Source organism: Streptomyces sp. NPDC002004 (assembly GCF_053593975.1).
This window is the reverse complement of the sequence record NZ_JBSFDP010000030.1, coordinates 46,247-67,031: the sequence shown is the minus strand read 5'-3', so window position 1 is coordinate 67,031 and position 20,785 is coordinate 46,247. Positions and strand designations below refer to the sequence as shown.

The following is a 20,785-nucleotide window of genomic DNA, read 5'->3' as shown; positions in this document are numbered from 1 at the left end:
CCGCTGTGTCGATGTCCCGTCGGTCAGCCGAGACAGCCCGTCACGATGATGGGGCTCCCCGCGCAGTTGGTCGAGATGTTGTCCTTGATGACCGATCCGAGGACCGTGAACTGCGTGCTGGTCCAGACGCCGCCGGGTGCGACGGTGGAGGCGTTGTCGCGGACGGTGCTGTGGTCCAGGGTGACGCTGCCGCCGGCGTTGTAGACGCCACCGCCGAGCGACGTGCCGTTGCCGTTGGCGCTGTTGCTGCTGACCGTGCTGTTCTTCAGCACCAGTGTGCCGGTCGAGAAGTTGTAGATGCCGCCGCCCCTGCCGCCCGGGCCACCCAGGACATTGCCGGAGACGTCGGTGTCCGTGAGCTTCAGCGAGGCGCCGTTCCAGATGCCTCCGCCCTCGTGGAACGCACTGGTGATGTTGGTGTTGTTCTGGATCTTGCTCTTGATGAACTCGACCGTGCCGCCGTCCACGTCGAGAGCGCCGCCGTCATCGGCCGAGGTGTTGTTCTTGAGTGTGGTGTTCCTGAACACCGCGTTGCCTGATTCCTGGTCGATCGCGCCGCCGAACGACCGTGCGTGGTTGCGCGTGATGTCGGCGCCGTCGGCGTCGACGGCGCCGTCCGACTGGAGCCCTCCGCCGGTGTCCGCGTTGTTGAACGCGAAGGTGCTGCGGGTGATGGCCGCGGTGGCGCCCCCGTGTACGTCCACGCCGCCACCGGCGAGGGTGGCGGTGTTGTCGCGGAGGGTGGCCTCCTCGAGCTTCAGCTTGCCGCCGCTGTCGACCAGGATGCCCCCGCCGTCTCCCGGCGAGTGGCCGCCTCTGACCGTGACATCGTCGAGGCGGAGATCGCCGCCCGAGACGACGTGCAGGATGCGGAACGCACCCGCGTTCGCCGAGTCGCGGACGATCGTGGAGTCACGGCCGTGGACGGTGAGCTTCCTGCCGATGGCGGGCAGCCCGTCGTCGGCGGCGTAGGCCGAGGTCAGGTGGTAGGTGCAGTGGCGGGCGAGGGACAGGGTGTCACCCGCTGCTGCGTTGGCGATCGCGGTGGTCAGCGCTGACGTGCTGCACGCCACCGATCCCTCCGTGGCGGCGACGCCCGGCGCGGCAGCCGGGCCGGCGGCGACGGTGGTTGCCATGGCCGCGATACCGCACAGTTTGGTGGCTCTCATGCCTCTCCTCGAGATGCCGGGACCGCCTCGCCGATGCCCGGAGGCGGCTGCAGAGTGTCGGGACAGACGGAGCAAAGCTGGCACCGACGCCTCGGTCGGCGTGCCGCGTTCCCGGGTCACCCGGCCGCAGCAGAGGATTCGGCCGCAAGGCGGACCGGCGGTAGAGCCACCTGGCGGTGGCGTGGCGCGTCGGCCGCCCCGCCTCCCGGCCGGGTGGTGCCGACGAACGGCCCCTGCATTCCCGGACACGACGCGGAACACGGTTCCGTCGGGTGCGGCGGACGGGTCCGGGAGCCGATGCGGCGCAATCGGCCCATCACCGCACAGCGGGCGTGGCTCATATCACCGTTCAGGATGACGAACAGACCGGTGTAGGGGCAGGACCGTCGTCCGCGCTCCCCACTCCCCCGGCAGCACCCCTCCACCCGCCGTCTCGACAGGGGGAGGACCATGCCCGGCCCGCGGCCCACGGGCTTGCCGAAGGCCGAGAGGCGGTCGGTGAATCCGCCGAGGAGGACCAACGGCGACGGTTGGTGGAATCGCCGGGGAAGACGCACCGCCGGACCGGCGGAACGGGCGGAACACGGATCGGGGCGGCCTACCGCGTCGCCCCCGTCACCACTTCGCCTGGCGTGCGAGTTCCTCGGTCATGGCGCTCACCTGATGACCGGTCAGCGCGGTGTGCCGGTTGTCGCCGAAGGTGATGACCAGGGCGATGTCGCCCGCGCCGTCGACCGGGATACGGACCGAGGCGACGTTGCCGCTCGGGGTGATGACGGCCGTGCCGAGGTCCGCCTTCTCCACCTCGCCGAGGTACGCCTTGAGGGCATCGATACCCAGCCCGGCGTCCATATCGATGTGAGGCGCCATCAGCCCGACGGCCCGTCCGCGTTCGACCGCGACCGTCTCGACGAACAGCGGCTCCCCACCGAGGCGGTAGTCGCATTCCAGGAGCGCGCCCTTGGACCTCGCGAGCGGCGAGTCGGAGTCCGCCTTCTCGTCGAGTTCGGCACTGACCCGGCCCGCTTTGGCGGTGGCCGACACCCCGGCCTTGTCCGCCGCCTTGGCGAGGTCGTAGCGGACCGGGCAGCTCCGGGTGCCCTTGGCCGCGGCCCGGGCCTTGTCCCGCAGCCCCGACACCGACGCCTTGGCGGAGCCGTCCGAGGCACCCCCGGAACAGCCCGCCAGCACGGCGAGCGAGACGGCCACGGCTGCCGGACCCCAGGAACTCGTACGCCACCGTCGTCGTATGTGTGCAGTCATCAGACCTCCCGCGGTGATGATCGCACAGGAAGTCGATGCGACGGCCGGCCCCTTGGCGACCGTGGAGAGGTGGCAGGGCAGCGGTCGGCGGGGGCGCCTGCCGGATCGGGCACGAGCAGACGGGGGCTCCAGCATCTCGGTCGTCTCAGTCTGGCGGGGGATGCGGATACGCCCCGGGTGTGATGTCACCCGTGGAGTCGGCCGACGAGGGTGGGAGTCCTCGATGGACGAAAGGGGGAGCACCGTGGACCGGTGGGACCGGGCGGGGCGGCCGGCCGCGTACGGAGCGGCGCTGGTAATGACGCCCTATGCGCTGATCAAGGTCTCCTGGGTGGTCGGCGCCCTCGCGGGGCTGCTGCCGATCGGTGCCGGGTTCGACCTGGCCGGGTGGGTGGTGCTGAACACGGTGACGGTCGGCATGGCGGCCATCGGGATCGCCATGGCCCTCGCTCTGGTGCGGCCCTGGGGATTGCGGATACCCGGGCCGCTGGTGGTGTTCGTCGCGTGGGTGGGCTCGGGGTTCCTCGTCGCCATGGTGCCGTATGCCGTCCTGGACTCGCTGCTGGGGCTGTCGGGCGGTCGCGCGCACCACGAAGGCGATGGTCCGTCGATGCCGGGCTGGGAAGCCGCGCTGGTCCAGATCAGCTTCCTGGGAATGGGACTGGGCCTCGTTCTCGCCCTGCCCGCATATCTTCGGAGGCGCTGGCCGGACGGGTTCGCGGGACGGGTCGGCGACGCCGGACAGGGCGGTCGGCGCCGGGCGTTGTGGGCACCGGGCGCCGGCACGGTGGTGGGCATCGTGTGGCTCTACTGGGCGGTCGGCGGCACGGCCGGTGTCGCGCATCCTGCGGACCGTGGTGCCGACTGGCGCCTGCTGATGGGCGTATGCGGGCTGTGGGCCCTCACCGCCTCCGCCGCGACCTGGACGGTCAGCCGGGGGCGGCCCGCCCGGCTCCCCCGCCGGCTGCCGATGGCGTTCGGCTGGCTGGGGACGGGCTCGCTGTTCGCGTGGAGCGGCTGGAAGCTGCCGTTCACGTTGTACGTGGGGTTGGCGCACCCCGAGGGTGCGACGCTGCCGGAGGACCCCGCCGTCGCGGCCGTCCTCCATGCCGCCGCCGTCGTGGCGGGCGCGGTGATGCTGTCGACGCTCATTCGCAGGCGTGCAGGCACTGGCGGGTGACACCGCCGGACCGCCCGCCGTCTCCTCCTCGTCGGGCGGCGCCGGGGGGACGGCGATCCGACGTCCCCCGGTCGCTTCCGACGATGGGCGCCCCTCCCCTGTGGTCGGGGGCGCCCACGGTCATGTACGGCCGGTGGCAGGTCAGTTCTTGACCGGCCACTCCAGCGGCTCCTTGTAGAAGCCCTGCATCAGGTCGACCGCGGCGGCCTTCTGTCCCTCCGGGATGAGGAAGGCGGTGCAGATCTTCTCCGACTGGCCGGGGGTCAGCTTCTTCGAGCTGTCCGACGCCGGGCAGTTGGGCCACTTGGCCTCGCCCATGAGGACGATCAGGGCACGGGTGCGCTGCCCCTTGTCCGTCTTGACGACCAGGTCGTCGTCCATGTCTCCGACCGTCATGGCCTTGCCGCTCTTGTGGGTGAGCGTCGACCACACGTAGACGGGGATCTTGGGGCTTTCGTTCTTGTCCTTCTCCAGACCGGAGTGGTCCATGTCGGCCTTGGTACCGGTCTCCACCTTGGTCGGCGTGACCGTGTACTTGGCTCCCTTGGACCGCTGCTCGGTGCTCACCTGCTCCGGGCTGGACTCGCCCAGGCGGAAGGTCTTCCTGCCGTCCGACGCGCTGGATCCGGAACGGGAGGAATGCGAACCGTAGTGGTGCCGGCTCTTCTTCCCCGACCCCGAGTGGTTGCAGCCCGTCACGGCCACGGCCAACGCCAGGACGCCCACCGCCGCCGAAACAGCCTGAGTCCTCGTACGCATCTGTTACTTGCCTCCCCGTTGAACATCCCTGTCGCCCGGACGGACAACTCGCCCGCACGACAGGACCCTTCATTCGCAGGGGTGAATCCTGCCAGACGGCGATCACGGCCCTGCACGCAGGGGCGGTCAAGCGGAACGACGCCTCCGGCGACGGCCGCCCCAGGGCTGTCAGTCGAAGCCCCCCGACGACGCCGCTCACCGCCCGTAACCTCACGGCGGACGTTGTTCACCTGTGTCTCATCCGTGCCGTGACGGAGCGTCGGCGGATGTTCGGCAGTCCCTGTGAGGGTGCGTTGCGCCGCGGCTACCGATCGGTAGCCGCGAACCCTCCCCCCGAAGGGCACGTCGTGAAGCGCACCGCCGCCACAGCCACCGCCTTGGCCATGTCCCTGGCTGCCACCGTGCTCGGTGGCGCGGACGGCGCCACCGCGCAGACCGCGCATCATGCGCCGTACGCAGACCAGGGGTTCTACGGGACGAAGACGCCGTATGCCCCTCAGCAGGAACCGAGCGGCCTCCAGCATGCACCGAAGGGCTTCGTCCCGGTCTTCACCGAGAACGTCGCGCGCCACGGCTCGCGCGCCATGACGGACGGCGACGACGGCGACGCGGTCCTCTCGGTGGTACGGCGCGCCGGGGAAAGCGGCGCGCTCACCGGGCTCGGCAAGCGATTGGGCCCGCAAGTGCAGTCGTTGCTCGACGCCGCCTCCTCCCTCGGCTACGGCAACCTCTCCGGCCTGGGCGCGCAGGAGCAGCGGCGGACGGCGCTGCGTATGGAGGAGCGTCTGCCCACGCTCTTCCGGGCGATCGCCGCACGCCATGAACCCATCGTGGTGAAGACGTCCGGTGTGCCCCGTGCGGTGGCGAGCGCCGACGCCTTCACGCGCGGTCTGACGGACGCAGACGCGGCGTTGGCCGGTTCGGTCCGGGCGCCGGTCACGGACAAGGACCTGTTGTACTTCCACAAGCAGCCGCAGAACGCCGACTACCAGGCCTATCTGGCCGGCGACCTCGACCTGGCCGCCGTGCTCGCCGAGATCGACGGCGAGCCTCGCACCGCGCAGGCTGCCCGGCACGTCGTCTCACGGCTGTTCACCGACGAGTTCGCCGACTCGCTGCCCGCCGGTGAGCAGATCTCCTTCGCCCGCTCGCTCCACCAGCTCTACAGTTCGGCGCCGGACCTGCGCGCCGAGGCCCCGGACATGGACCTCGGACCGTTCCTCGCCCCGCGCGACGCACGGTGGTTCGCCTACCTCGACGACGCGGAGGAGTTCTACGAGAAGGGTCCTGCCTTCCGCGGGCGCACGATCACCTACAGGATGGCGAACGTTCTCCTCGAAGACCTCTTCGCCCAGGTCGAGGCCAAGGCGGACGGCAGCAGCGACACGGGTGCGGTGCTCCGTTTCACCCACGCCGAGGAGATCGAGCCGCTCGCCGTTCTGCTCGGCCTGCCCGGCAGCACCGAACCCGCGGAGCCCGGCCGGCCGTACTCGTACCGGAACAACCCGTGGCGCGGCGAAGAGGTCGTTCCGATGGCCGCCAATGTGCAGTGGGACCTCTACGCCGACACCTCGTCGGGGAACGCACACACCGGCGACAGGCCGGCCACCTACCTGGTCCGCATGCTCTACAACGAAAAGGAGACCGCATTCAAGCCCTCCTGCCGCCCCATAGCCAAGGGCAGCGACTTCTACAACCTCACTGAGCTGAAGCGCTGTTACGACCGCGGCTGAGGCCGGTCGGAGCGTCGGGCACCCCGCCCCGCCTGCGCGGTTCCCTCCCCGCTTCCGTACGCACGGAGACAGGGACCGCACCGACGCCGTACCGAGGCGGTCGTCGGCGTCGGCGGCTCGCTGTTCGCGGCGGCAGCCGTCCTGGCCCTCACCCCCGCTCAGCCGTACGGCACGGTGATCAGCACGGTCGGTGTCAAGGAGCGGCAGTACCCGAGCACCGACTCATCCGCACTGCGCATCCTGCGCTACCACGATCAAGTGGGTCCGCGGTGCAAGGTCCGCGCGCAGGACGTCGACGGCGACACGGTCTGGTACCTGCTGCGCGACCGGCAGTCCTGGGTGGCCTCGCGGTACGTGACGGTCACGGGGACGGTGCGGTACTGCAAGGACGTCCAGCGCTCGCTCCTCCCGGCCGGCCCCGGGTCGAGCCGCGCCGAGGGCTGAGCACTCCCGGCGCCGCACCGTGTGCGGCGGGACGGACCGGAGTCCTGACGGCGCAGGCGCCGTCAGGACTCCCTGTGCGCCGGGCCGCTGCGGACTCCGGCCCTCCGGGTCAGCCCTGGCAGATCCCGCGGGCGTAGTCGAACGACGCGGTCGCCTGCGAGTACTTCCACTGCGGATCCAGCAGATCCGTCTTGAGCTGCTGGGCCGACTCGGGATTCTCCACGATGTAGCCGAAGTCCTGGAGCCAGGACGGGTACAGGTTCTTCGACCCGATGTAGAAGGCGGATCCGTCGACGGACACCAGCTTGTGGTGCTGGGCGTACGGCTTCCCGTCGGCCCACGTCGCGCTGTCCGCCGTACGGGCGGTCGCGAGCTGCAGATTGGCGCACATCGCCGCCTTGGCCTGCGGCTGACCGCCGGTGATGCGTGCCAGACGTTCCCGCAGCACGTCGCTGACCTCGTTGAGCGACTTGATCTGGGAGTAGCCGCCGCTGCCGACCGCTCCGCGGTTGGCCGGGTCGCTGACGACGATACGGACCTTCACCCCCGAGGCCATCTTGTCCGCGAGCGCGTCGTACAGACGGATGTCGTACCGCGGCAGCGGCGGACAGGTGGCGTTGAGGTCCTGCTGGGAGATCTCGATGTGGCTCTTCGCGCTGCCGACCAGTGCCCGCAGAGCGCTCTCCTCGGGGTTGACCGTGTCGTAGTCGCGGTCCGAGTTGGTGTTGTCGTGCACGCCGACGAAGCACTTGGTGTCCGGTGCGGACGGAAGGTCGGGCCGGAACGGCGATGAGGGGTCGACGTCCTTGATGCCCACGCCGAGGCCCCCGACGGCGATCACCGGGACGTCTCCGTTCCCCGGGGCAGGGGCGGGCTGGGTGTCCCGCTCCAGTGCGGGCATGCAGTCGGCCCCCCTGGACGAGGCGAACCACACCTTGGTGACATTGCTCTTGTTCTGGCACGTCCAGGCCCACAGTTGGTCCAGATACCGGCCCGCGGAGCCGGCAGCCGGACCGGTCAGCGCGAGGTCGACGTCGGACACCGGGTGGGTGGTGGTGAGGTAGTCGTCCTTCCAGTCGTTGATCCCGCCGGTGATCACCGACTGGCCGTCGACCACGAGGAGCTTGGAGTGGTTCCAGGAGAAGGCCGTCTTCGACGTCGTCATCGACGCGACGTTCAAGGTGATGTCGTCGGCCGCCTCACCGAGCCTGGAGCGCAGTTCGTCGCGGTACTTCGACGGCACCACGTTCAGGTGGTAGATCGGGGCCGCCCCCACGAGGATCCGCACCTTGAGCTTGTTGCCCGCCTCCGCCGACTTCTTGAGGCCCGCGACGATCGCGTCCTCGAACGCCCCGTTGGGGAAGGGCGCGAGGGTGGATATGTCGACGGTGCTCCTGGCCTTCGAGATGTTCTCTGTCATCTTCTCCAGCAGGTGCCGGGTACCCGGACGTTCCGTGCACGTCGCATCGCCCCAGCAGCCCGGGGTCTGGAGCAGCCAGCCGGACGGGTCGTCGGCGCCGGCGTCGAGCGCGTTGCCGCCGGTGCGCTCCCAGACCTGCCCTTCCAGGCCCGGGGAGACCTGCCGCAGGGTCTGCTCGACGGCGTCGAGGTGCGGTGCCGGTGCCTCCGCGAGAGCCGGGGCTGCGGGAAGCACCGAGCCGATGACGACGGAGAGCGCTGTGGCTCCTGCGAGACGGGGTAAACGGCGGGACCGGGTACGGGCCAATTTCGCATCCTTATCGAAACGTCGAGGCACCTTCGGGTGCCTTCGGGCGCTGACAGCGGCGCAGCGCAGGGCGATCCGGGGTCCGGAGAGAACCTCACGGATGATCAACACCACGAAGCTACCAGCCAGTCAGGCGGCGGCTTCCACCGCAGGGGCGACGCTCGGCCTCCGTCGCCGAGTGCCGGACGGAGTCCTCGCGGAGGAGTACCGGCCCGTCTCCCCCTGGTGCCAAGGCGAGCCCTGAGTCGCGCAGAACACGGCCCATGGGCTGTGGCTCACGGCTCACAGCTCACGGCTCACGGCTCACAGCTCACGGTCCGGACGACGCCTGGGCGCGTGCGCGGCGCGGCCTAGACTTCCTCCATGGGAGACACACCGCTGCAGCGGCTCGGGTCCGGCAAGTACCTGCTCATCACCAGCTACCGCAAGGACGGTTCGGGAGTGGCCACCCCGGTGTGGGTGGTGCCCGACGGCGCGGCGCTCGGCGTCTGGACGGCGGCCGACTCGTGGAAGGTGAAGCGGATCCGTAACCGCTCCGACGTGCTGGTGGGGCCGTGCGATCTGCGCGGCAGGCCGACGGGCGAGCAGTTCCCCGCCGTCGCCGAGGTGTGCGACCCGGCCACGACCGCGCGCTACCGCAAGCTGGTCGCGCGCAAGTACGGCCTGATCGGCCGGCTCACCCTGCTCGGCAGCCGGCTCCGCCGCGGCGAGAAGGGGACGGTGGGCATCCGTATCTCGGCGGCGCCCTGACACCCTCCACCGCGCGTCTCCTGTTCAGGAACCGTCGGACCGGAGCCGGTTCGCGCCCGACCGGGGCCCGGCCGGGCCACCAGGGGCTCGGGGCGAGGCGTGGCGCGAGCCCGGCCTCGGGCGGGCGCCGGTGACATTTGTCCCGCGCGAGTGGGGACGCTTCGCTCTGCCCTCGGACCCTGCGTGAACGCGAGGATCTGTGGTGCCGAGGAGAGCACCGGACAGGCCGGGGCCCGGCGCCAGTCGGGGAGAAGTGGGACATGAGCAGCAGTGCGGTAGCGACACAGACGCCGAAGGCCGCGGCCGTCGAGACGGCCGAGGCTCCGGAGACGACGTCGGTGGCGGACACGGCCGACGAGATCCAAGGCCTGCCGAACTGGTACTTCCCGATCATGGGTTGCTTCGCCGGGATCTTCGACATCGCCCGGGCCCACCCGGTGCTCTACTGGGGGATCCCCGTCGTCGCCGCCCTGAACCTGATCCTGTCGCTGACTGTGCTGCGCACCCGGATGCGGTACATGAAGTCTCTGTGGAGGAACAAGCGGACCCGGCTGCTGGCCGTCACCCTGCTGGCGGTGCGTTTCGCAGTGCGACTCGCTCTGGTCGGGGCCGGGCTGGAGATGGGCGAGGCCACCGGCGGCCTGATCCTCGGCGTGCTGATGGCCGTGCTCGGTACGGCGATGGCCTGGGGTAACCAGCGGCTGATCCTGCGCGCCCTGAGGCGCGCGTCGGCCGCCTGACCGGGGCGAGTACGCCGGGTACGCGGGTCAGCAGTCACCGAGTTCGGCACCGCGGGGCCGCAGCCGCCGAGGCCGGCACCCCGGGGCAGCCGTGAGCGTGATCGGCGCCCCGGCATCGGGATGCGCCCGGCATGGCACTGCCCACGGTGCGCCGGCCTGATCGGCACGCCGGGACCGGGAGTCGCCGAGCGCTGCCTTCCGGATCAGCCCTCGCCGAGGAACGCGGCAAGCAGGGACGCGACTTCCTCGGGGGCTTCGACCTGGGGATAATGACCGACGGCGGGCGGCCCCGCGAGTTCGGCCACGGTCGCGCGCGGCATGCGCTCCCGGATACGGGCCAGCACATGGGCGCCGCTGATCGGGTCGGCGGGCCCCCACACGAACAGCGTCGGGCCCGGGTAGCCCTCCAGCGCCGACACCCAGCGGTCCTGGTGTGTACGCCGGTCGTCGATGTAGCGCAACAGCCGCGGTGCCAGCAGATGGCCCCGGTGGAGTGCGACACCGCGCCACATGTCGCGCAACTCCTGGTCCGAGACCGGCCTGGCCAGTACCCTGCGCATCGACGAGCGGAAGCCGCGCTCGCTGACGGCACGGGCGAGTACCGGGCCCAGTCTTCCGTGCAGGAGCCGCTGTACGCGGATCGGCCGGTGCAGGTCGGGGTAGAGGCCACCGTTCAGCCAGGCCATCCGGGTGGTCCGGCCCGGGCTCCGGGCGAGCAGTTCCTGGGCCACGCTGACCCCGTAGTCGTGGGCGACCAAGGCGGTGTCGCCGATGCCGAGGCGGCGCCAGACGTCCTCCACCAGGTCGGCCTGCTCCAGCACCGAGTAGGTGTGCCTCCGCGGCTTGTCGCTGTGCCCGAACCCCAGCAGGTCGAAGGTGGTGACCCGATGCCCCAGCTCTGCCAGTCGGGGCACGATCGGCGACCAGTCGTGGGACGAGGTGGGGAACCCGTGCACGAGGGTCACCGGTGTGCCGTCGGCGGGTCCGTCCTGACGGACGAACAGCGTGTGGGCGCCCGCGCGCCCGGTGACCGTGATCCGGGCTCCCCCGGCGAACCACTCCGCGCCGGCGGGCATGGTGGTACGGGACATCAGCTGCGCCTCCTTGTGCCTGCGATGCCGTCGAGGAGGCACCGCAGGCCGAAATCGAACTCCTCGTCCCCGTCCGGGCCGCCGAGCAGGGCGGAGTGGGCGGTGACCAGGGGATGCCGTCCGGCGGGGAGCGCGGCGAAGAGGTCGGCCATGGCCGTGCGTTGCCCGGGCGTGCGAGCCGCGCCGCCGCTGTCCAGCACGACCGCCCCGACCACGAAGTGGGTCACGGTGAGATAGATCCGTACGGCGCGATCGGGCGGCCAGCCCGCGCCGATGAGCAGCCGCAGGCCCTGTTCACGGGCCTGCAGTGCGTTCGGGCCCAGCAGCTGACCGCGGGGCAGCAGAGGCACCAGTGCGTGATGGGCGAGCAGGACACGACGGTATTCCCGCGCCCCGGCCTCGGTGCCGGCCCGCCAGTCCGGGCCCGGTTCGGGAAGGCTGATCTCCCCCAGCATGTGGTCGACGAGTTCCACGAGCAGTTCCTCGCGGCCGGCCACATGACGGTAGAGCGAGGTGTGCCGCACGTTCATCCGGTCGGCCACGGCTCGCATGGTCAGTGCGTCCAGCCCGTCTTCGTCGGCGATCCGGAGCGCCGCCTCCATGATCGCGTCGAGCGTGAGTCCGCCGGGCCGGGACCGCCGGCGGGCACGAGCCGCATAGCGCCCGCTCCACCAGGCTGCCGAACCGACCACGGGGGCCCGGCCGCCCGTCACCTCGTTCGGCGGGCTGATCCGTTCGACCCTGTCCGGGCTCGCGATGTCTGTCACGTGAGGGCCGTGCCTTGCGTCCGGGGACCCGCATGGATATGCGTCCAGTGGACGCATATTAGGCGTCCACCGGACACCGCCACAACCCTGCGCCGCCCAGGTCGCCGACACAGGCATGCTGCCGGCGGACGCCGCCGCGCACACGCTTGCCGTCACCTGCCCGCTCGCAGGCCCGCAGGCGCCGGCCGGTGAAGACCCGACCGAACTCGTGGGCGCTCAGGGCGGCGATCAGCGGACTCGATGCGGCCGCTGTCCTTCACGGGCGGGATCGGTCGACCCGCTGGTCAACGGCCGCGGCTCCGGCCGCCGTCGAGCAGGTCCACCAGGTCGGTGAAGGCCGTGCGCACCGCTGTGGGGTTTTCGATCCAGGGGAAGTGGCCGCCGTCGTCGACGGTGCGCCGCAGGATGTGGGGCCGGTGGAAATCGGGATCGGTCCGCCACGTGCTCTGATCGACCACATGGTCCTGGGCGCCGCTGATGATCAGGGTCGGCAGCGTCCGCGGCTTCCACCGGGCCCGGTACGACTCGTCGAAGTGGAGATCGGACCAGGCCACCGCCTCATGGCAGTAGGTCAGCCCCTCCAGTACCGCCCGGCCTCCGGCCAGCCCGTGCGGGGTGAAGTTCCAGGGCGCGGCGGCGAGCGTCAGGGCGCGCAGTGTCCGGTCGTTCGGGTCGGCGGCGTAGTCCTGGGCCGCCCTGTCGACCGCGGGAATCGGATGTTCCGTGGCCCAGCGGGCGAACGCCTGCCGCCAGTCGGCGTGCGGTGCGCTGCTGACCAGGACCATGCCGGCGAGGCGTTCTTCGAGCGCAGGGACGGAGAGCATGTACATTCCACCGGTGGAGTGGCCCACCATGACGACTTCGTCCAGCTCCTGGACGGCTTCGACGAGCACGCCGGGCCAGCCTTCGTAGGGGGTGTGCGGCACCTGCGGCACACCCCGGTTGGATCCGTCGCCCGGCAGGTCGACCAGCCACACCGTCCCCGGCACTCCGGCCGCCGACGCGAGAGCGAGAACGGACTCGGATCCAAGTCCGGGACCGCCCGGGACGAACAGCCAGTTCCGGCGTCCTGCGCCTTCCGACACCCGCCGGAGCCTCACCCCGGAGCGCGTCCAGCGCACGTCCGCACCCAGTCCCACAGCCCTGTTCCTGTTCGTCGTCCCCCGGAGATGCGAAGGCACCATACCTGTCGGGAAAGCCGGGCACGGCGAACCGCCGTCCGGCCCCGCGCGGGAACCTCACCGACTACCTTCGTCGCCCGGCCGTGGACCTTAGGGCGACAGTGGGACGTGGGCCCGCTGCGGCACCTTGGGGGCATGACGCAGAGCAACGGGATAAGTCGAGCGCAGTTCCTGGCCGGGGCGGCGGCCGCCGGTGTCGTGGCCGCAACCGGCGGGGTGGGGCGGGCACATGGCGCGGACGGCCGACGGGGGTTGAGGCACCGGGGCGTCGTCTACACCGTGGGCGAGGGCGAGACGCCTGGGACCGCCTGGAGCGCCACGCGTATGCGGGCCGACGTCCGCGCCATCCGCGACGACTTGCACGCCGACACGGTCGACGTCACCGGCGATGGCGTGGAACGCCTCACGGCCACCGCGGCCGAGGCCGCCGAACGCGGCCTGCACGTCTGGCTCCAGCCCACCCTCGGCGACGCTCCGGAACGCGACATCCTCGAACACCTCGCGGAGACCGGCCGGTTCGCGGAACGGCTGCGCCGTCAGGGCGCGAGCGTCGACTTCAGCGTGGGCTGCGAGTTCTGGCTCTTCGTTCCCGGCATCCTGCCCGGCGGGACGGTGCTGGAGCGCATCCAGCACCTCCTCGACGGCACCTACGACCCCGTCACCATGCAACGCCGGCTGGACCGCTTCACGGCCAGGGCCGCCAGGACCGGCCGCTCCGTCTTCAAGGGCCGGCTCGGCTACGCCGCGGCGCAGGACGACAAGGTCGACTGGTCGCTCTTCGACGTGGTCGGCGTCGACTACTACTCCTTCTTCCGCCGGAAGGCCGACTACGTGCGGGAGTTGCGCCGCCACCTACGGTGGGGCAAGCCGCTCGCCATCACCGAATTCGGCACGTGCGCGTATGTCGGCGCGCCTCGGACGGGCGGCATGGGGTGGGACATCGTCGACCACGACAAGGACCCGGAGGAGATCAAGGGCCATCCGGTCCGCAGCGAACGCACCCAGGCCGACTACCTCATGGACCTGCTGGAGGTCTTCGAGTCGATGGGTCTGTACGCGGCGATGGCGTTCGAGTTCGTCACGCCGGACGCTCCGCACCGCGCCGACGCACCGCGCTACGACCTCGACCTGGCGAGCTACGCCATCACCAGGACCGTGCAGGACCGGCCCGGCGATCCGAGGTCGGGCTGGCACTGGGAGCCGAAGCTCGCGTTCCACGCCCTGGCCCGCCACTACGGCAGGTGCACCTCCGGCGCGCCGCGCTGACCGCGCGGGAACGGTGCACCGCCCGTCACGACCCGTCTGAGGTCGAGGCGTCGTCGCAAGGCGTCGAAGCGGGCGCGCTGCCCTTCGCCGCCGGTCGCGACGCCGCCATCGCGTAGGCGCCCGGCCGGACGGGCGACCGGCGGACCCGGGAGAGTCAGTCGGTGCGCGCCTCGTTGCGCCACTTCCAGTCCCGTACTGCGATGAGCCGGTGGTCGATGTCGAACGCCGCTTCCAACGGCCCCACCTTTTCGAGCGCCTGCCCCGTGAGGGGATGGTCCCGCCGGGCCAGCCCGTACGCCGCCTCGAGACGCACCAGAGTGTCGTCGTCGTCGAGCAGCGTCACCAGGACGTCGGTGACGACCGTGCTGTGGTCGGGCGCCTGGGCCAGGGCCACCGCCGCGGCGGACCGTACGACGAGGTACGGATCCCGAGCGGCGGAGACAAGCGCCTCCCTGCTCACCGGTGTGAAATGGCGAGGCGATCCGAGCACCGTGCAGGCGGCGGCCCGCACTTCGGCTTGGCCGTCGTGAGCGAGAGCGAGCAGGGCGGCCTGCGCATCGGCGGTGAAGGACGTGCCGTCCGTGGACAGGAGCCAGGGCACTTGCTCGCGCACCCGTCGGTCGGGGTGACCGGCGTGACGCAGAGCCATGGCCGGCTGGCCGGGGTGGTCGAAGCAGCCCCATGCATCCAGCACCTTGGCCAGCACCGCGCCGTCCGTCTCCTCCGCCGCCCAGGCCGCGCACACCTCGCTGCGCTCCTGCTCGTGGGCGGAACCCTCCGAGCCGACGGCGGCGGACCACAGGACGGACGCGGCGAACAGTCGGCGCACGGTGTCGGGCCGGTGCCGCAGCGACATGACGGCGGACCAGGTCTCCTGGCTGCTCCGCCGGCTCAGGGTGTACGACGCCTCCCACCAGTCCACATGGTCGTCGTCCGCGTACCGCACGCCCCGGTCGACCAGTTCCTCCACGGGGGTCAGGACGCGAAAGGCCCATTCAAGGGAGGTCAGAACGGCACCGTGTCCGGCCCTGACGACGAGACCGCCGAGCGAGACCTGATCGACACTCAGATATTCGTCGTCCTTGGTCCGCACCGTCTCGGCCGGCCCGGTCGCCCCGGTCCTGCGCCGCAGCTCCTCCTCCGCGCCACCGGTGTACCAGCTCCTGGCCAGGGCCAGGAGCCGTTCCCTGGCGGCCCTGTCGAGTCGCACCGCCGGGTCCCTGCCGAGCACTGCCGTGACCATGGCCGGGGACCCCAGGTCGACGGCCCTCAGCAGCGGCGTCGTGCCGTCCGGCAGCGCCCGGTCGGGGTCGGCCCCGCCGTCGATGAGAGCCTCGGCCACAGGTGCGTCGTAGGCCGCCACGGCCGAACACAGCAGCGGCAGGCCGGTCTCGTCCAGCCCGTTCGGATCGGCGCCGGCGTCCACCAGGGTCCGCACCTCCTCGGCGTCCCCCGCCCGTACTGCCGCCGCAAGCCGGACATCCATGTGATGCGCCCCCATGATCATCCACCGTGCCGAAGTCCCGCTCATCCGCACACCCGAAGCCACAGGAGCCAGGAGCCAGGAGCCAGCCACAAGGTATGCATCGTCGCCGCCCTTCGCCCCCGATTTTCGGTGCAGCGGCAGCGGCTCCGCACGCCAGGTGCCCGGACAGGGCAATCCGGCCGGCCACGGTGACCTCCGGCTCGGCGTGACCGACGCTCCTGGCCCTGCTCCCAGGCTGGGCCCTACCGCCGCTCCGGCCGTCAACCGCCCACTCCGGTCTCCCCCTGGCGCAGGCGCAGGTCGTGGCCGTCGAAGAGGTGCCGGTTGCGTGCGAGGAGTTCGTCCACCTCCGGGTCCCCGCGCCGCACGTCCGGCGACAACCGCAAGCGCCGCACGGACCGGCCGGCCCAGGTGCGCAGCTCCTCGTCCGGGTCCTCCAGCAGGGCGACCGCCGCGCGCAGCCCCACGGCCCCGCCCCGTGCGTCGAGCAGGCGGAACGCGGCGACCCGGACGTGTCGCGGCCGCTCCGGCCTCGTGCGCTCCAGCAGCCAGGAGACCGGCAGGTGCCGCGCCGACGGCAGCAGGGCGAGTGCCGTCTCGCGTACGACACGGGGCGACGGATCGTCGAGCAGTGTCCGCAGCCGATCCGCGTCCACGAGGTCCAGTGCCCGCAGCCCGGCGACCGCCTGCGCCCGTACCCCGGCCACGGGATGCGCCAGCAACGGCCGCAGCAGCGCGGCGTCCTCGGCGCCCCCGCATTCGGCGAGCCCGATGACCGCTCCGGGTGCCGGCCCGAGGTCGTCCGGTGCGGTGCACCGCTCGCGGTACCAGGCTGCAGGATCGCCGCCGTGCTGTCGTACGACGTACCGGGCGCACGCGCGCACGAACGCGGAGCGGTCGCCGAGGAACGGCCACGCCTGCTCGGCACGCCCAGCCCGGCGCAGGCCGGTGACGCCCGCCGAGCGGGTGCGCGGGCTGCGCGCGGTGAGCAGGGGCGTGAGCACCTCGTCGGACGCGTCGTCGTCCCGCAGGGGCGCGAGCGCCGCCGTGGCGCACAGGTCCTGCACCACGCTGTCGTCGTCCCGGTTGGCCGCACGGGCGAGTTCGGCCGGGCTGAGCAACTGGCGCTTGATTGCGACGCGGAAGGCGAACCTCCGCACGGCGCGGTCGGGGTCGGTGAAGAGAGCTGACAGCCGCCCGAGTGGTGCGCCGTGCAGGACCTCCCCGAGCAGAGCCACGCCGAAAGAGCCCCTTTCACGGCGGCCGACGCACAGCACGAGCGGTGCGAGTCCGGCGGCGGTGTCGACGTCCAGGGACGCGCGCAGCAGCTCCCGGGCGCGCTCGCGCACGGGTCCGGCCCAGTCGGTGCAGCGGATCACCACGAGCGGCAGCAGAGCGGGGTATCGCGTCGACAGGCGCACGGCCGTCTCGCGGATCCGCCCGTCACGGTGGCACAGGGCCAGCGCGAGACGGGACTCGCCGAGCTGCGTCAGGTCGACGGGGAGCGGGTCGGTGTGCTCCCACTCCGACAGTTCCCCCGACCGGTACCAGTCCACTTCCCGGACGTCCGCGTCCAGCGCGATCCAGTCGTCGACGTCGGTGACGTCCAGCACGTCTCCCAGCGGCGCACCCCGCGCGAGCCGCACCGCCGCCCCTGACCGGTCCCCCATGTCCCCACGCATTCCCGCCACCCGCTTCCTCCGGCCGTACCGGGTGATCGTAGAACGCGGGGTCGGCACGGGTCGCGCGGTGAACGGGCGGACCGGCCGTGGCGCACGTCGGCGGAGCGGGGGCCGCGCAATCCCGTCCGGCGTCAGCGGGTCACGGGAGGATGGAGTCGACGTAGCCGCCGTCGACCCGCAGTGCGCCTCCCGTGGTGGCCGAGGCCTGGTCGGAGCTGAGGTACACCACCATGTGCGCGATCTCGTCCGGAAGGATCAGCCGTTGCAGCAGGGACTGCGGCCGGTAGGTGCGCATGAAGACGCGCTGGGCCTCTTCCCAGGGCAGGTCGCGGTCCACCTGTTCGTAGACGAAGGCCTCGTTCCCGGGGGTGTGGGTGGGGCCCGCGATGACGGAGTTCACCGTCACGCCCGTGCCTGCGGCCTGTTTGGCGAATCCCCGGCTCACCGCGAGGAGCGCCGTCTTGGACATTCCGTAGTGGATCATCTCCGCGGGGACGACGACTGCCGAGTCGCTGGCGATGTACTGGACGCGTCCCCAGCCGCGTGCGGTCATGCCCGGCAGGAACAGGCGGGTCAGCCGCACCGCGGACAGCACGTTCACGTCGAAGTACCGGCGCCACTCCTCGTCGGTGATCTCCAGAGGGTTCATGGTGCCGAAGATTCCGAGGCTGTTGACGAGGATGTCCACCTGCGCAAGTGCATCCACCGCCCGGGCCGCTCCCTCCTCGGTGGTCACGTCCGCCGCGAGTGGCACCAGGTCGGCTCCGGGTACCTCCTGCGCCAGGCGGGTGACACCGTCCTGCACCCGATGTGCAGTACGGCCGTTGACGACGACGCGCGCTCCGGAACGCGCGAGGCCTGTGGCGATGGCCGCGCCGATGCCCTGCGTCGACCCGGTGACCAGTGCCGTGCGGCCTGTGAGATCGATCTGCATGTCGTCCTGCCCTTTCACGCTGACGAACGCTGTGGCGGCAGCCCGGCGACCCGGCACTGGGCTCGAACGTCGGCTGCAGGGACGGGCGGACGGCCGGCAGCCGCGGGGATTCGGGCGGCCGTCCTGGTCGCTCGGGGGCAGTGCGGCCGCTCCTGATGGTCAGTGGGCGATGAGCTGCTGGCCGCCGTCGATGTCGTACGTCCCCCCGGTGAGCGCGTCGTTGCACATGAGGTGTACGGCCAGAGCGGCGACGTCGGCCGGACCGACGACCCGGCGGATGGGAAGGGTGGTACGCAGTTCCTCGCGCCGGGCTTCCAGCTGATCGCCCAGGAGAGCGGCCGACAGGGGGGTGTCGACGAAGCCGGCGGCGATGAGGTTCGCGCGGATCGGCGCCAGTTCGAGTGCGAGGTTGGCGATGAGGGCGGGCAGAGCCGCGGTGAGGGCGGAGGCGACGGCGAGCCCGGCTCCGGGGCGCTTGGCGCCGGTGCCGCCCATGAACACCAGGGTGCCTCCGGCCCGGACCTTGTCGCGGCTGTGGAGGCCGACCCCGAGGGTCATGGCGAGCCGGTCGCCGAATTCGCGGCGGGCCGCGGCGAGGTCCATGTCGGCCAGGGGCGTGTAGGAGGGCCTGCCGGCCGTGACCATCACATGGTCGACCGGGCCGGGCAGTTCCTGGAAGAACTCTCGTAGGCGGTCGGTGTCGGTGACATCGAAGGCGGCTGTGCTCACGGGGTCGAGATCGAGCGCCGCTCGCTCCAGCCGCTCGGGGTTGCGGCCGACCAGGACCACCCGGCCGCCCGCTGCACGAACCTGGCGGGCCGTTTCGAATCCGATGCCCGCGCTGGCGCCGATCACGACGACGGTCTGGCCGGCGAGGGCCGGCGGGCCGTGCGCGCCCGGAGCCCCGGGTGCGGCGGTCATGGCGAAGCGCCGCTGCCGGGGAGGGTCACGTCGCGGTGATGAGTCGGTGTGCTGCCCGTCATCGGCGCCTCCGGATGTCGTTCCCCCGTCCGATTGTGGCGCTTGCCGCCGCTGATCGCTTGGCGGCTGACCAGGCTGCCTCGCCTCCTCCGGGCAGGTAAAATGCCCTGCACATCCCCTCGTATGCGTCGCGCTGCTGTGTCGCACGCTGCCGCTCACCCGGGATGGCTGACGACGCGGGGGCCTGCGGGCGAGCGCTGGGCGTCAGTGGTAGGTCACAGTGACCGAGGTGAAGCCGAGCGAGTGCAGCAGTCCCTCGAGCATCGCGGTGGTGTTGGCCTCGGCCCGCCGCGTCAGTCCGCTCTCCTTCGCCGCATCCGCGATGTGCTGCACGGCGAGCTTGGTGACGGCCTGCTCGCTGCCCGGGTTGTCGGAGAAGAAGTCGCCGAGCCTGTCGAGGAGACCGCGCTGCTTGGACACCACGTACGAGTGTGCGGGATCCAGGGCGGCCGGGGCGAGCCGTGCGTACGGCAGGGTGAGCGTCGCTGCCGTGCGGTCCCCGTTCACCGACACGTCGCCCTTGTCGACCCGGCCGAGGTCGACGTACGCTCCGACCGTTCCCGTACCCACGTAGAGGGTCCGCGTGCCGCGCAGGGCGTCCGGCAGGTACCTGGAGTCCTTCTCCAGGTCGACGACCACCTGGAAGTTTCCGGTCGCCGCCTGGTAACGGCTCATGTCCTGGACCGACTTGAGGATCGCGGGGCCCGACCTGTCCCTGGTCCGCTCCCCGAACACGTCGGGCAGTCCTGGCCAGGCGAGCCGGAGCCCGGCCACGAGTACGGCCGGCAGCAGCACCGCCACGAGCAGGGCCTTGGCCCACCAGGGAGCGCGGCGAGCCGGCCTGCCGTGCGGGGGCTCGTCGGCGGGCGACATCGAAGGAGTGGGCTCGTCCGCGGTGCTACCGCCGTCCACGGCCGCAGGCTTCTTCATCGCGTGCTCCTCCTGTGTGCCGGGAAGCGGCTGCCTGCTCTCCGGATACCCCGCGTGGCCGGAAGTCCTCATGTCCGAGACGACAAGCGGTGCTTGTCGCCCTGCGCACGCGCCGGCCGTCCGCACAAGGCGGAACTCGTCGCGCTCCGGCATCGCGGTTCGCCTCATCGGGCCGGTGTCAGCCGGTCGCGAACCAGGCCCAGACCGCGAGGCCCACAGGCACCGGGAAGGCCAGGACGCCCAGCAGAAGGAGACGGCTCGCCCACGTCAGTCGGCGCACACCCGGCGCGAAGGCCAGAGCGGTCAGGACGGCGAAGGCCCCGGCGACGCTCAGGACGAACGTCAGCAGGAAACCCCCGACGGACGCCCCGTCGGCGGCGCCCCAGAGAGCTGTCATGCCCACCAGGAACGTCAGCCAGCCGAGCGAGAGGAGAATCAGCGACCACAGCGCGCCCGCCAGTACGGCGACGGCGCTGCGCCCCGGCCGGGGCTGCTGACCCGGCCGCCAGGGGCCGTACAGGGTCGCGTAGGTCTTGGGATTCACCGTCGGTTCCTTCCGTGTGAGGTGTACACGATCCTCACTGCGGGGGCACGGCCGCGGCATGGGCCCGGATACTCATCTCCGCGCAGGCTCGTACTCACCCGGGCCCTTCCGCGTTCCGTCCGGCGGCGTCGCCCCTCGTGGGGTACGCGCCACCGGCCC

The 20,785-nt window shown here is 71.5% G+C and carries 19 protein-coding genes; 6 read left to right on the top strand and 13 right to left on the bottom strand.

The genetic code is table 11. The features are described 5' to 3' along the window. Nucleotides 1–23: 23 nt before the first annotated feature. The gene (locus ACWCP6_RS29950; RefSeq protein ID WP_450935708.1) at nt 24–1,169 is read right to left on the bottom strand and encodes a hypothetical protein; all 1,146 of its coding nucleotides are present in this window, start codon (nt 1,167–1,169) and stop codon (nt 24–26) included. Between the two features lie 615 nt (nt 1,170–1,784). Beyond that, nucleotides 1,785–2,432: a hypothetical protein gene (locus tag ACWCP6_RS29945; protein WP_450935707.1), complete on the bottom strand. Its 648-nt coding sequence runs from the start codon at nt 2,430–2,432 to the stop codon at nt 1,785–1,787. 298 nt (nt 2,433–2,730) lie between these two features. Here ACWCP6_RS29945 and ACWCP6_RS29940 point away from each other — a divergent pair, with 298 nt between their 5' ends. After that, nucleotides 2,731–3,612, top strand: coding sequence for a hypothetical protein (locus tag ACWCP6_RS29940; protein ID WP_450935706.1), 882 nt, complete (start codon nt 2,731–2,733; stop codon nt 3,610–3,612). Between the two features lie 141 nt (nt 3,613–3,753). Here ACWCP6_RS29940 and ACWCP6_RS29935 read toward each other — a convergent pair whose 3' ends face one another. Beyond that, nucleotides 3,754–4,371: a hypothetical protein gene (locus tag ACWCP6_RS29935; protein ID WP_450935705.1), complete on the bottom strand. Its 618-nt coding sequence runs from the start codon at nt 4,369–4,371 to the stop codon at nt 3,754–3,756. A 347-nt stretch (nt 4,372–4,718) separates the two neighbouring features. Here ACWCP6_RS29935 and ACWCP6_RS29930 point away from each other — a divergent pair, with 347 nt between their 5' ends. Both ACWCP6_RS29930 and ACWCP6_RS29925 read left to right on the top strand, forming a co-directional pair. Continuing rightward, on the top strand, nt 4,719–6,104 hold the full coding sequence (locus tag ACWCP6_RS29930; protein ID WP_450935704.1) for a histidine-type phosphatase: 1,386 nt from the start codon (nt 4,719–4,721) through the stop codon (nt 6,102–6,104). A 174-nt stretch (nt 6,105–6,278) separates the two neighbouring features. Further along, the gene (locus tag ACWCP6_RS29925) at nt 6,279–6,548 is read left to right on the top strand and encodes an SH3 domain-containing protein (RefSeq protein WP_450935703.1); all 270 of its coding nucleotides are present in this window, start codon (nt 6,279–6,281) and stop codon (nt 6,546–6,548) included. A gap of 109 nt (nt 6,549–6,657) precedes the next feature. Here ACWCP6_RS29925 and ACWCP6_RS29920 read toward each other — a convergent pair whose 3' ends face one another. Continuing rightward, complete coding sequence (locus ACWCP6_RS29920; RefSeq protein ID WP_450935702.1) at nt 6,658–8,274, bottom strand: phospholipase D-like domain-containing protein; 1,617 nt, start codon at nt 8,272–8,274, stop codon at nt 6,658–6,660. 363 nt (nt 8,275–8,637) lie between these two features. Between ACWCP6_RS29920 and ACWCP6_RS29915 the strand changes: the two genes are divergently transcribed. Together ACWCP6_RS29915 and ACWCP6_RS29910 are read left to right on the top strand one after the other, a co-directional pair. Continuing rightward, nucleotides 8,638–9,024 (top strand): PPOX class F420-dependent oxidoreductase, encoded by a 387-nt coding sequence (locus tag ACWCP6_RS29915; RefSeq protein ID WP_450935701.1) that lies wholly within the window; start codon nt 8,638–8,640, stop codon nt 9,022–9,024. Nucleotides 9,025–9,284: 260 nt separating this feature from the next. Then, a complete protein-coding gene (locus ACWCP6_RS29910) occupies nt 9,285–9,764 on the top strand; it encodes a hypothetical protein (protein ID WP_450935700.1) in 480 nt (159 codons plus the stop codon). A 203-nt stretch (nt 9,765–9,967) separates the two neighbouring features. Here ACWCP6_RS29910 and ACWCP6_RS29905 read toward each other — a convergent pair whose 3' ends face one another. From ACWCP6_RS29905 to ACWCP6_RS29895, 3 genes are all read right to left on the bottom strand, one after another. Further along, complete coding sequence (locus ACWCP6_RS29905; RefSeq protein WP_450935699.1) at nt 9,968–10,855, bottom strand: alpha/beta fold hydrolase; 888 nt, start codon at nt 10,853–10,855, stop codon at nt 9,968–9,970. Then, nucleotides 10,855–11,622, bottom strand: a complete 768-nt coding sequence (locus tag ACWCP6_RS29900) for a TetR/AcrR family transcriptional regulator (RefSeq protein ID WP_450935698.1) — start codon at nt 11,620–11,622, stop codon at nt 10,855–10,857. The genes ACWCP6_RS29905 and ACWCP6_RS29900 overlap by 1 nt, the downstream gene beginning before the upstream one ends. Nucleotides 11,623–11,906: 284 nt before the next feature. Further along, nucleotides 11,907–12,707 (bottom strand): alpha/beta fold hydrolase, encoded by an 801-nt coding sequence (locus ACWCP6_RS29895; RefSeq protein ID WP_450935697.1) that lies wholly within the window; start codon nt 12,705–12,707, stop codon nt 11,907–11,909. A 231-nt stretch (nt 12,708–12,938) separates the two neighbouring features. Here ACWCP6_RS29895 and ACWCP6_RS29890 point away from each other — a divergent pair, with 231 nt between their 5' ends. Beyond that, on the top strand, nt 12,939–14,069 hold the full coding sequence (locus ACWCP6_RS29890) for an abortive phage infection protein (protein WP_450935696.1): 1,131 nt from the start codon (nt 12,939–12,941) through the stop codon (nt 14,067–14,069). 154 nt (nt 14,070–14,223) lie between these two features. Here the strand turns inward: ACWCP6_RS29890 and ACWCP6_RS29885 are convergent, their stop codons facing one another. The 6 genes from ACWCP6_RS29885 to ACWCP6_RS29860 all read right to left on the bottom strand — a co-directional run bounded on the left by ACWCP6_RS29885 (nt 14,224) and on the right by ACWCP6_RS29860 (nt 20,626). Then, nucleotides 14,224–15,555, bottom strand: coding sequence for a HEAT repeat domain-containing protein (locus ACWCP6_RS29885; RefSeq protein ID WP_450935695.1), 1,332 nt, complete (start codon nt 15,553–15,555; stop codon nt 14,224–14,226). 260 nt (nt 15,556–15,815) lie between these two features. Then, a complete protein-coding gene (locus tag ACWCP6_RS29880; protein WP_450935694.1) occupies nt 15,816–17,225 on the bottom strand; it encodes a hypothetical protein in 1,410 nt (469 codons plus the stop codon). Nucleotides 17,226–17,376: 151 nt separating this feature from the next. Then, nucleotides 17,377–18,171, bottom strand: a complete 795-nt coding sequence (locus ACWCP6_RS29875; RefSeq protein WP_450935693.1) for an SDR family NAD(P)-dependent oxidoreductase — start codon at nt 18,169–18,171, stop codon at nt 17,377–17,379. Nucleotides 18,172–18,330: 159 nt separating this feature from the next. After that, nucleotides 18,331–19,092: an SDR family oxidoreductase gene (locus tag ACWCP6_RS29870; RefSeq protein WP_450935692.1), complete on the bottom strand. Its 762-nt coding sequence runs from the start codon at nt 19,090–19,092 to the stop codon at nt 18,331–18,333. A 264-nt stretch (nt 19,093–19,356) separates the two neighbouring features. Next, nucleotides 19,357–20,025, bottom strand: coding sequence for a DUF4230 domain-containing protein (locus ACWCP6_RS29865; RefSeq protein WP_450935722.1), 669 nt, complete (start codon nt 20,023–20,025; stop codon nt 19,357–19,359). A 235-nt stretch (nt 20,026–20,260) separates the two neighbouring features. Continuing rightward, nucleotides 20,261–20,626: a hypothetical protein gene (locus tag ACWCP6_RS29860; RefSeq protein ID WP_450935691.1), complete on the bottom strand. Its 366-nt coding sequence runs from the start codon at nt 20,624–20,626 to the stop codon at nt 20,261–20,263. Nucleotides 20,627–20,785 lie beyond the last annotated feature (159 nt).

What these genes read in the sequence shown, in the direction of transcription:
- ACWCP6_RS29910 (WP_450935700.1), top strand. Translation starts at nt 9,285, where the DNA reads ATGAGCAGCAGTGCGGTAGCGACACAGACGCCGAAGGCCGCGGCCGTC.
- ACWCP6_RS29935 (WP_450935705.1), bottom strand. Translation starts at nt 4,371, where the DNA reads ATGCGTACGAGGACTCAGGCTGTTTCGGCGGCGGTGGGCGTCCTGGCG.
- ACWCP6_RS29940 (WP_450935706.1), top strand. Translation starts at nt 2,731, where the DNA reads ATGACGCCCTATGCGCTGATCAAGGTCTCCTGGGTGGTCGGCGCCCTC.
- ACWCP6_RS29905 (WP_450935699.1), bottom strand. Translation starts at nt 10,855, where the DNA reads ATGTCCCGTACCACCATGCCCGCCGGCGCGGAGTGGTTCGCCGGGGGA.
- ACWCP6_RS29890 (WP_450935696.1), top strand. Translation starts at nt 12,939, where the DNA reads ATGACGCAGAGCAACGGGATAAGTCGAGCGCAGTTCCTGGCCGGGGCG.
- ACWCP6_RS29945 (WP_450935707.1), bottom strand. Translation starts at nt 2,432, where the DNA reads ATGACTGCACACATACGACGACGGTGGCGTACGAGTTCCTGGGGTCCG.
- ACWCP6_RS29870 (WP_450935692.1), bottom strand. Translation starts at nt 19,092, where the DNA reads ATGACCGCCGCACCCGGGGCTCCGGGCGCGCACGGCCCGCCGGCCCTC.
- ACWCP6_RS29875 (WP_450935693.1), bottom strand. Translation starts at nt 18,171, where the DNA reads ATGCAGATCGATCTCACAGGCCGCACGGCACTGGTCACCGGGTCGACG.
- ACWCP6_RS29885 (WP_450935695.1), bottom strand. Translation starts at nt 15,555, where the DNA reads ATGGATGTCCGGCTTGCGGCGGCAGTACGGGCGGGGGACGCCGAGGAG.
- ACWCP6_RS29915 (WP_450935701.1), top strand. Translation starts at nt 8,638, where the DNA reads ATGGGAGACACACCGCTGCAGCGGCTCGGGTCCGGCAAGTACCTGCTC.
- ACWCP6_RS29880 (WP_450935694.1), bottom strand. Translation starts at nt 17,225, where the DNA reads ATGGGGGACCGGTCAGGGGCGGCGGTGCGGCTCGCGCGGGGTGCGCCG.
- ACWCP6_RS29950 (WP_450935708.1), bottom strand. Translation starts at nt 1,169, where the DNA reads ATGAGAGCCACCAAACTGTGCGGTATCGCGGCCATGGCAACCACCGTC.
- ACWCP6_RS29865 (WP_450935722.1), bottom strand. Translation starts at nt 20,025, where the DNA reads ATGTCGCCCGCCGACGAGCCCCCGCACGGCAGGCCGGCTCGCCGCGCT.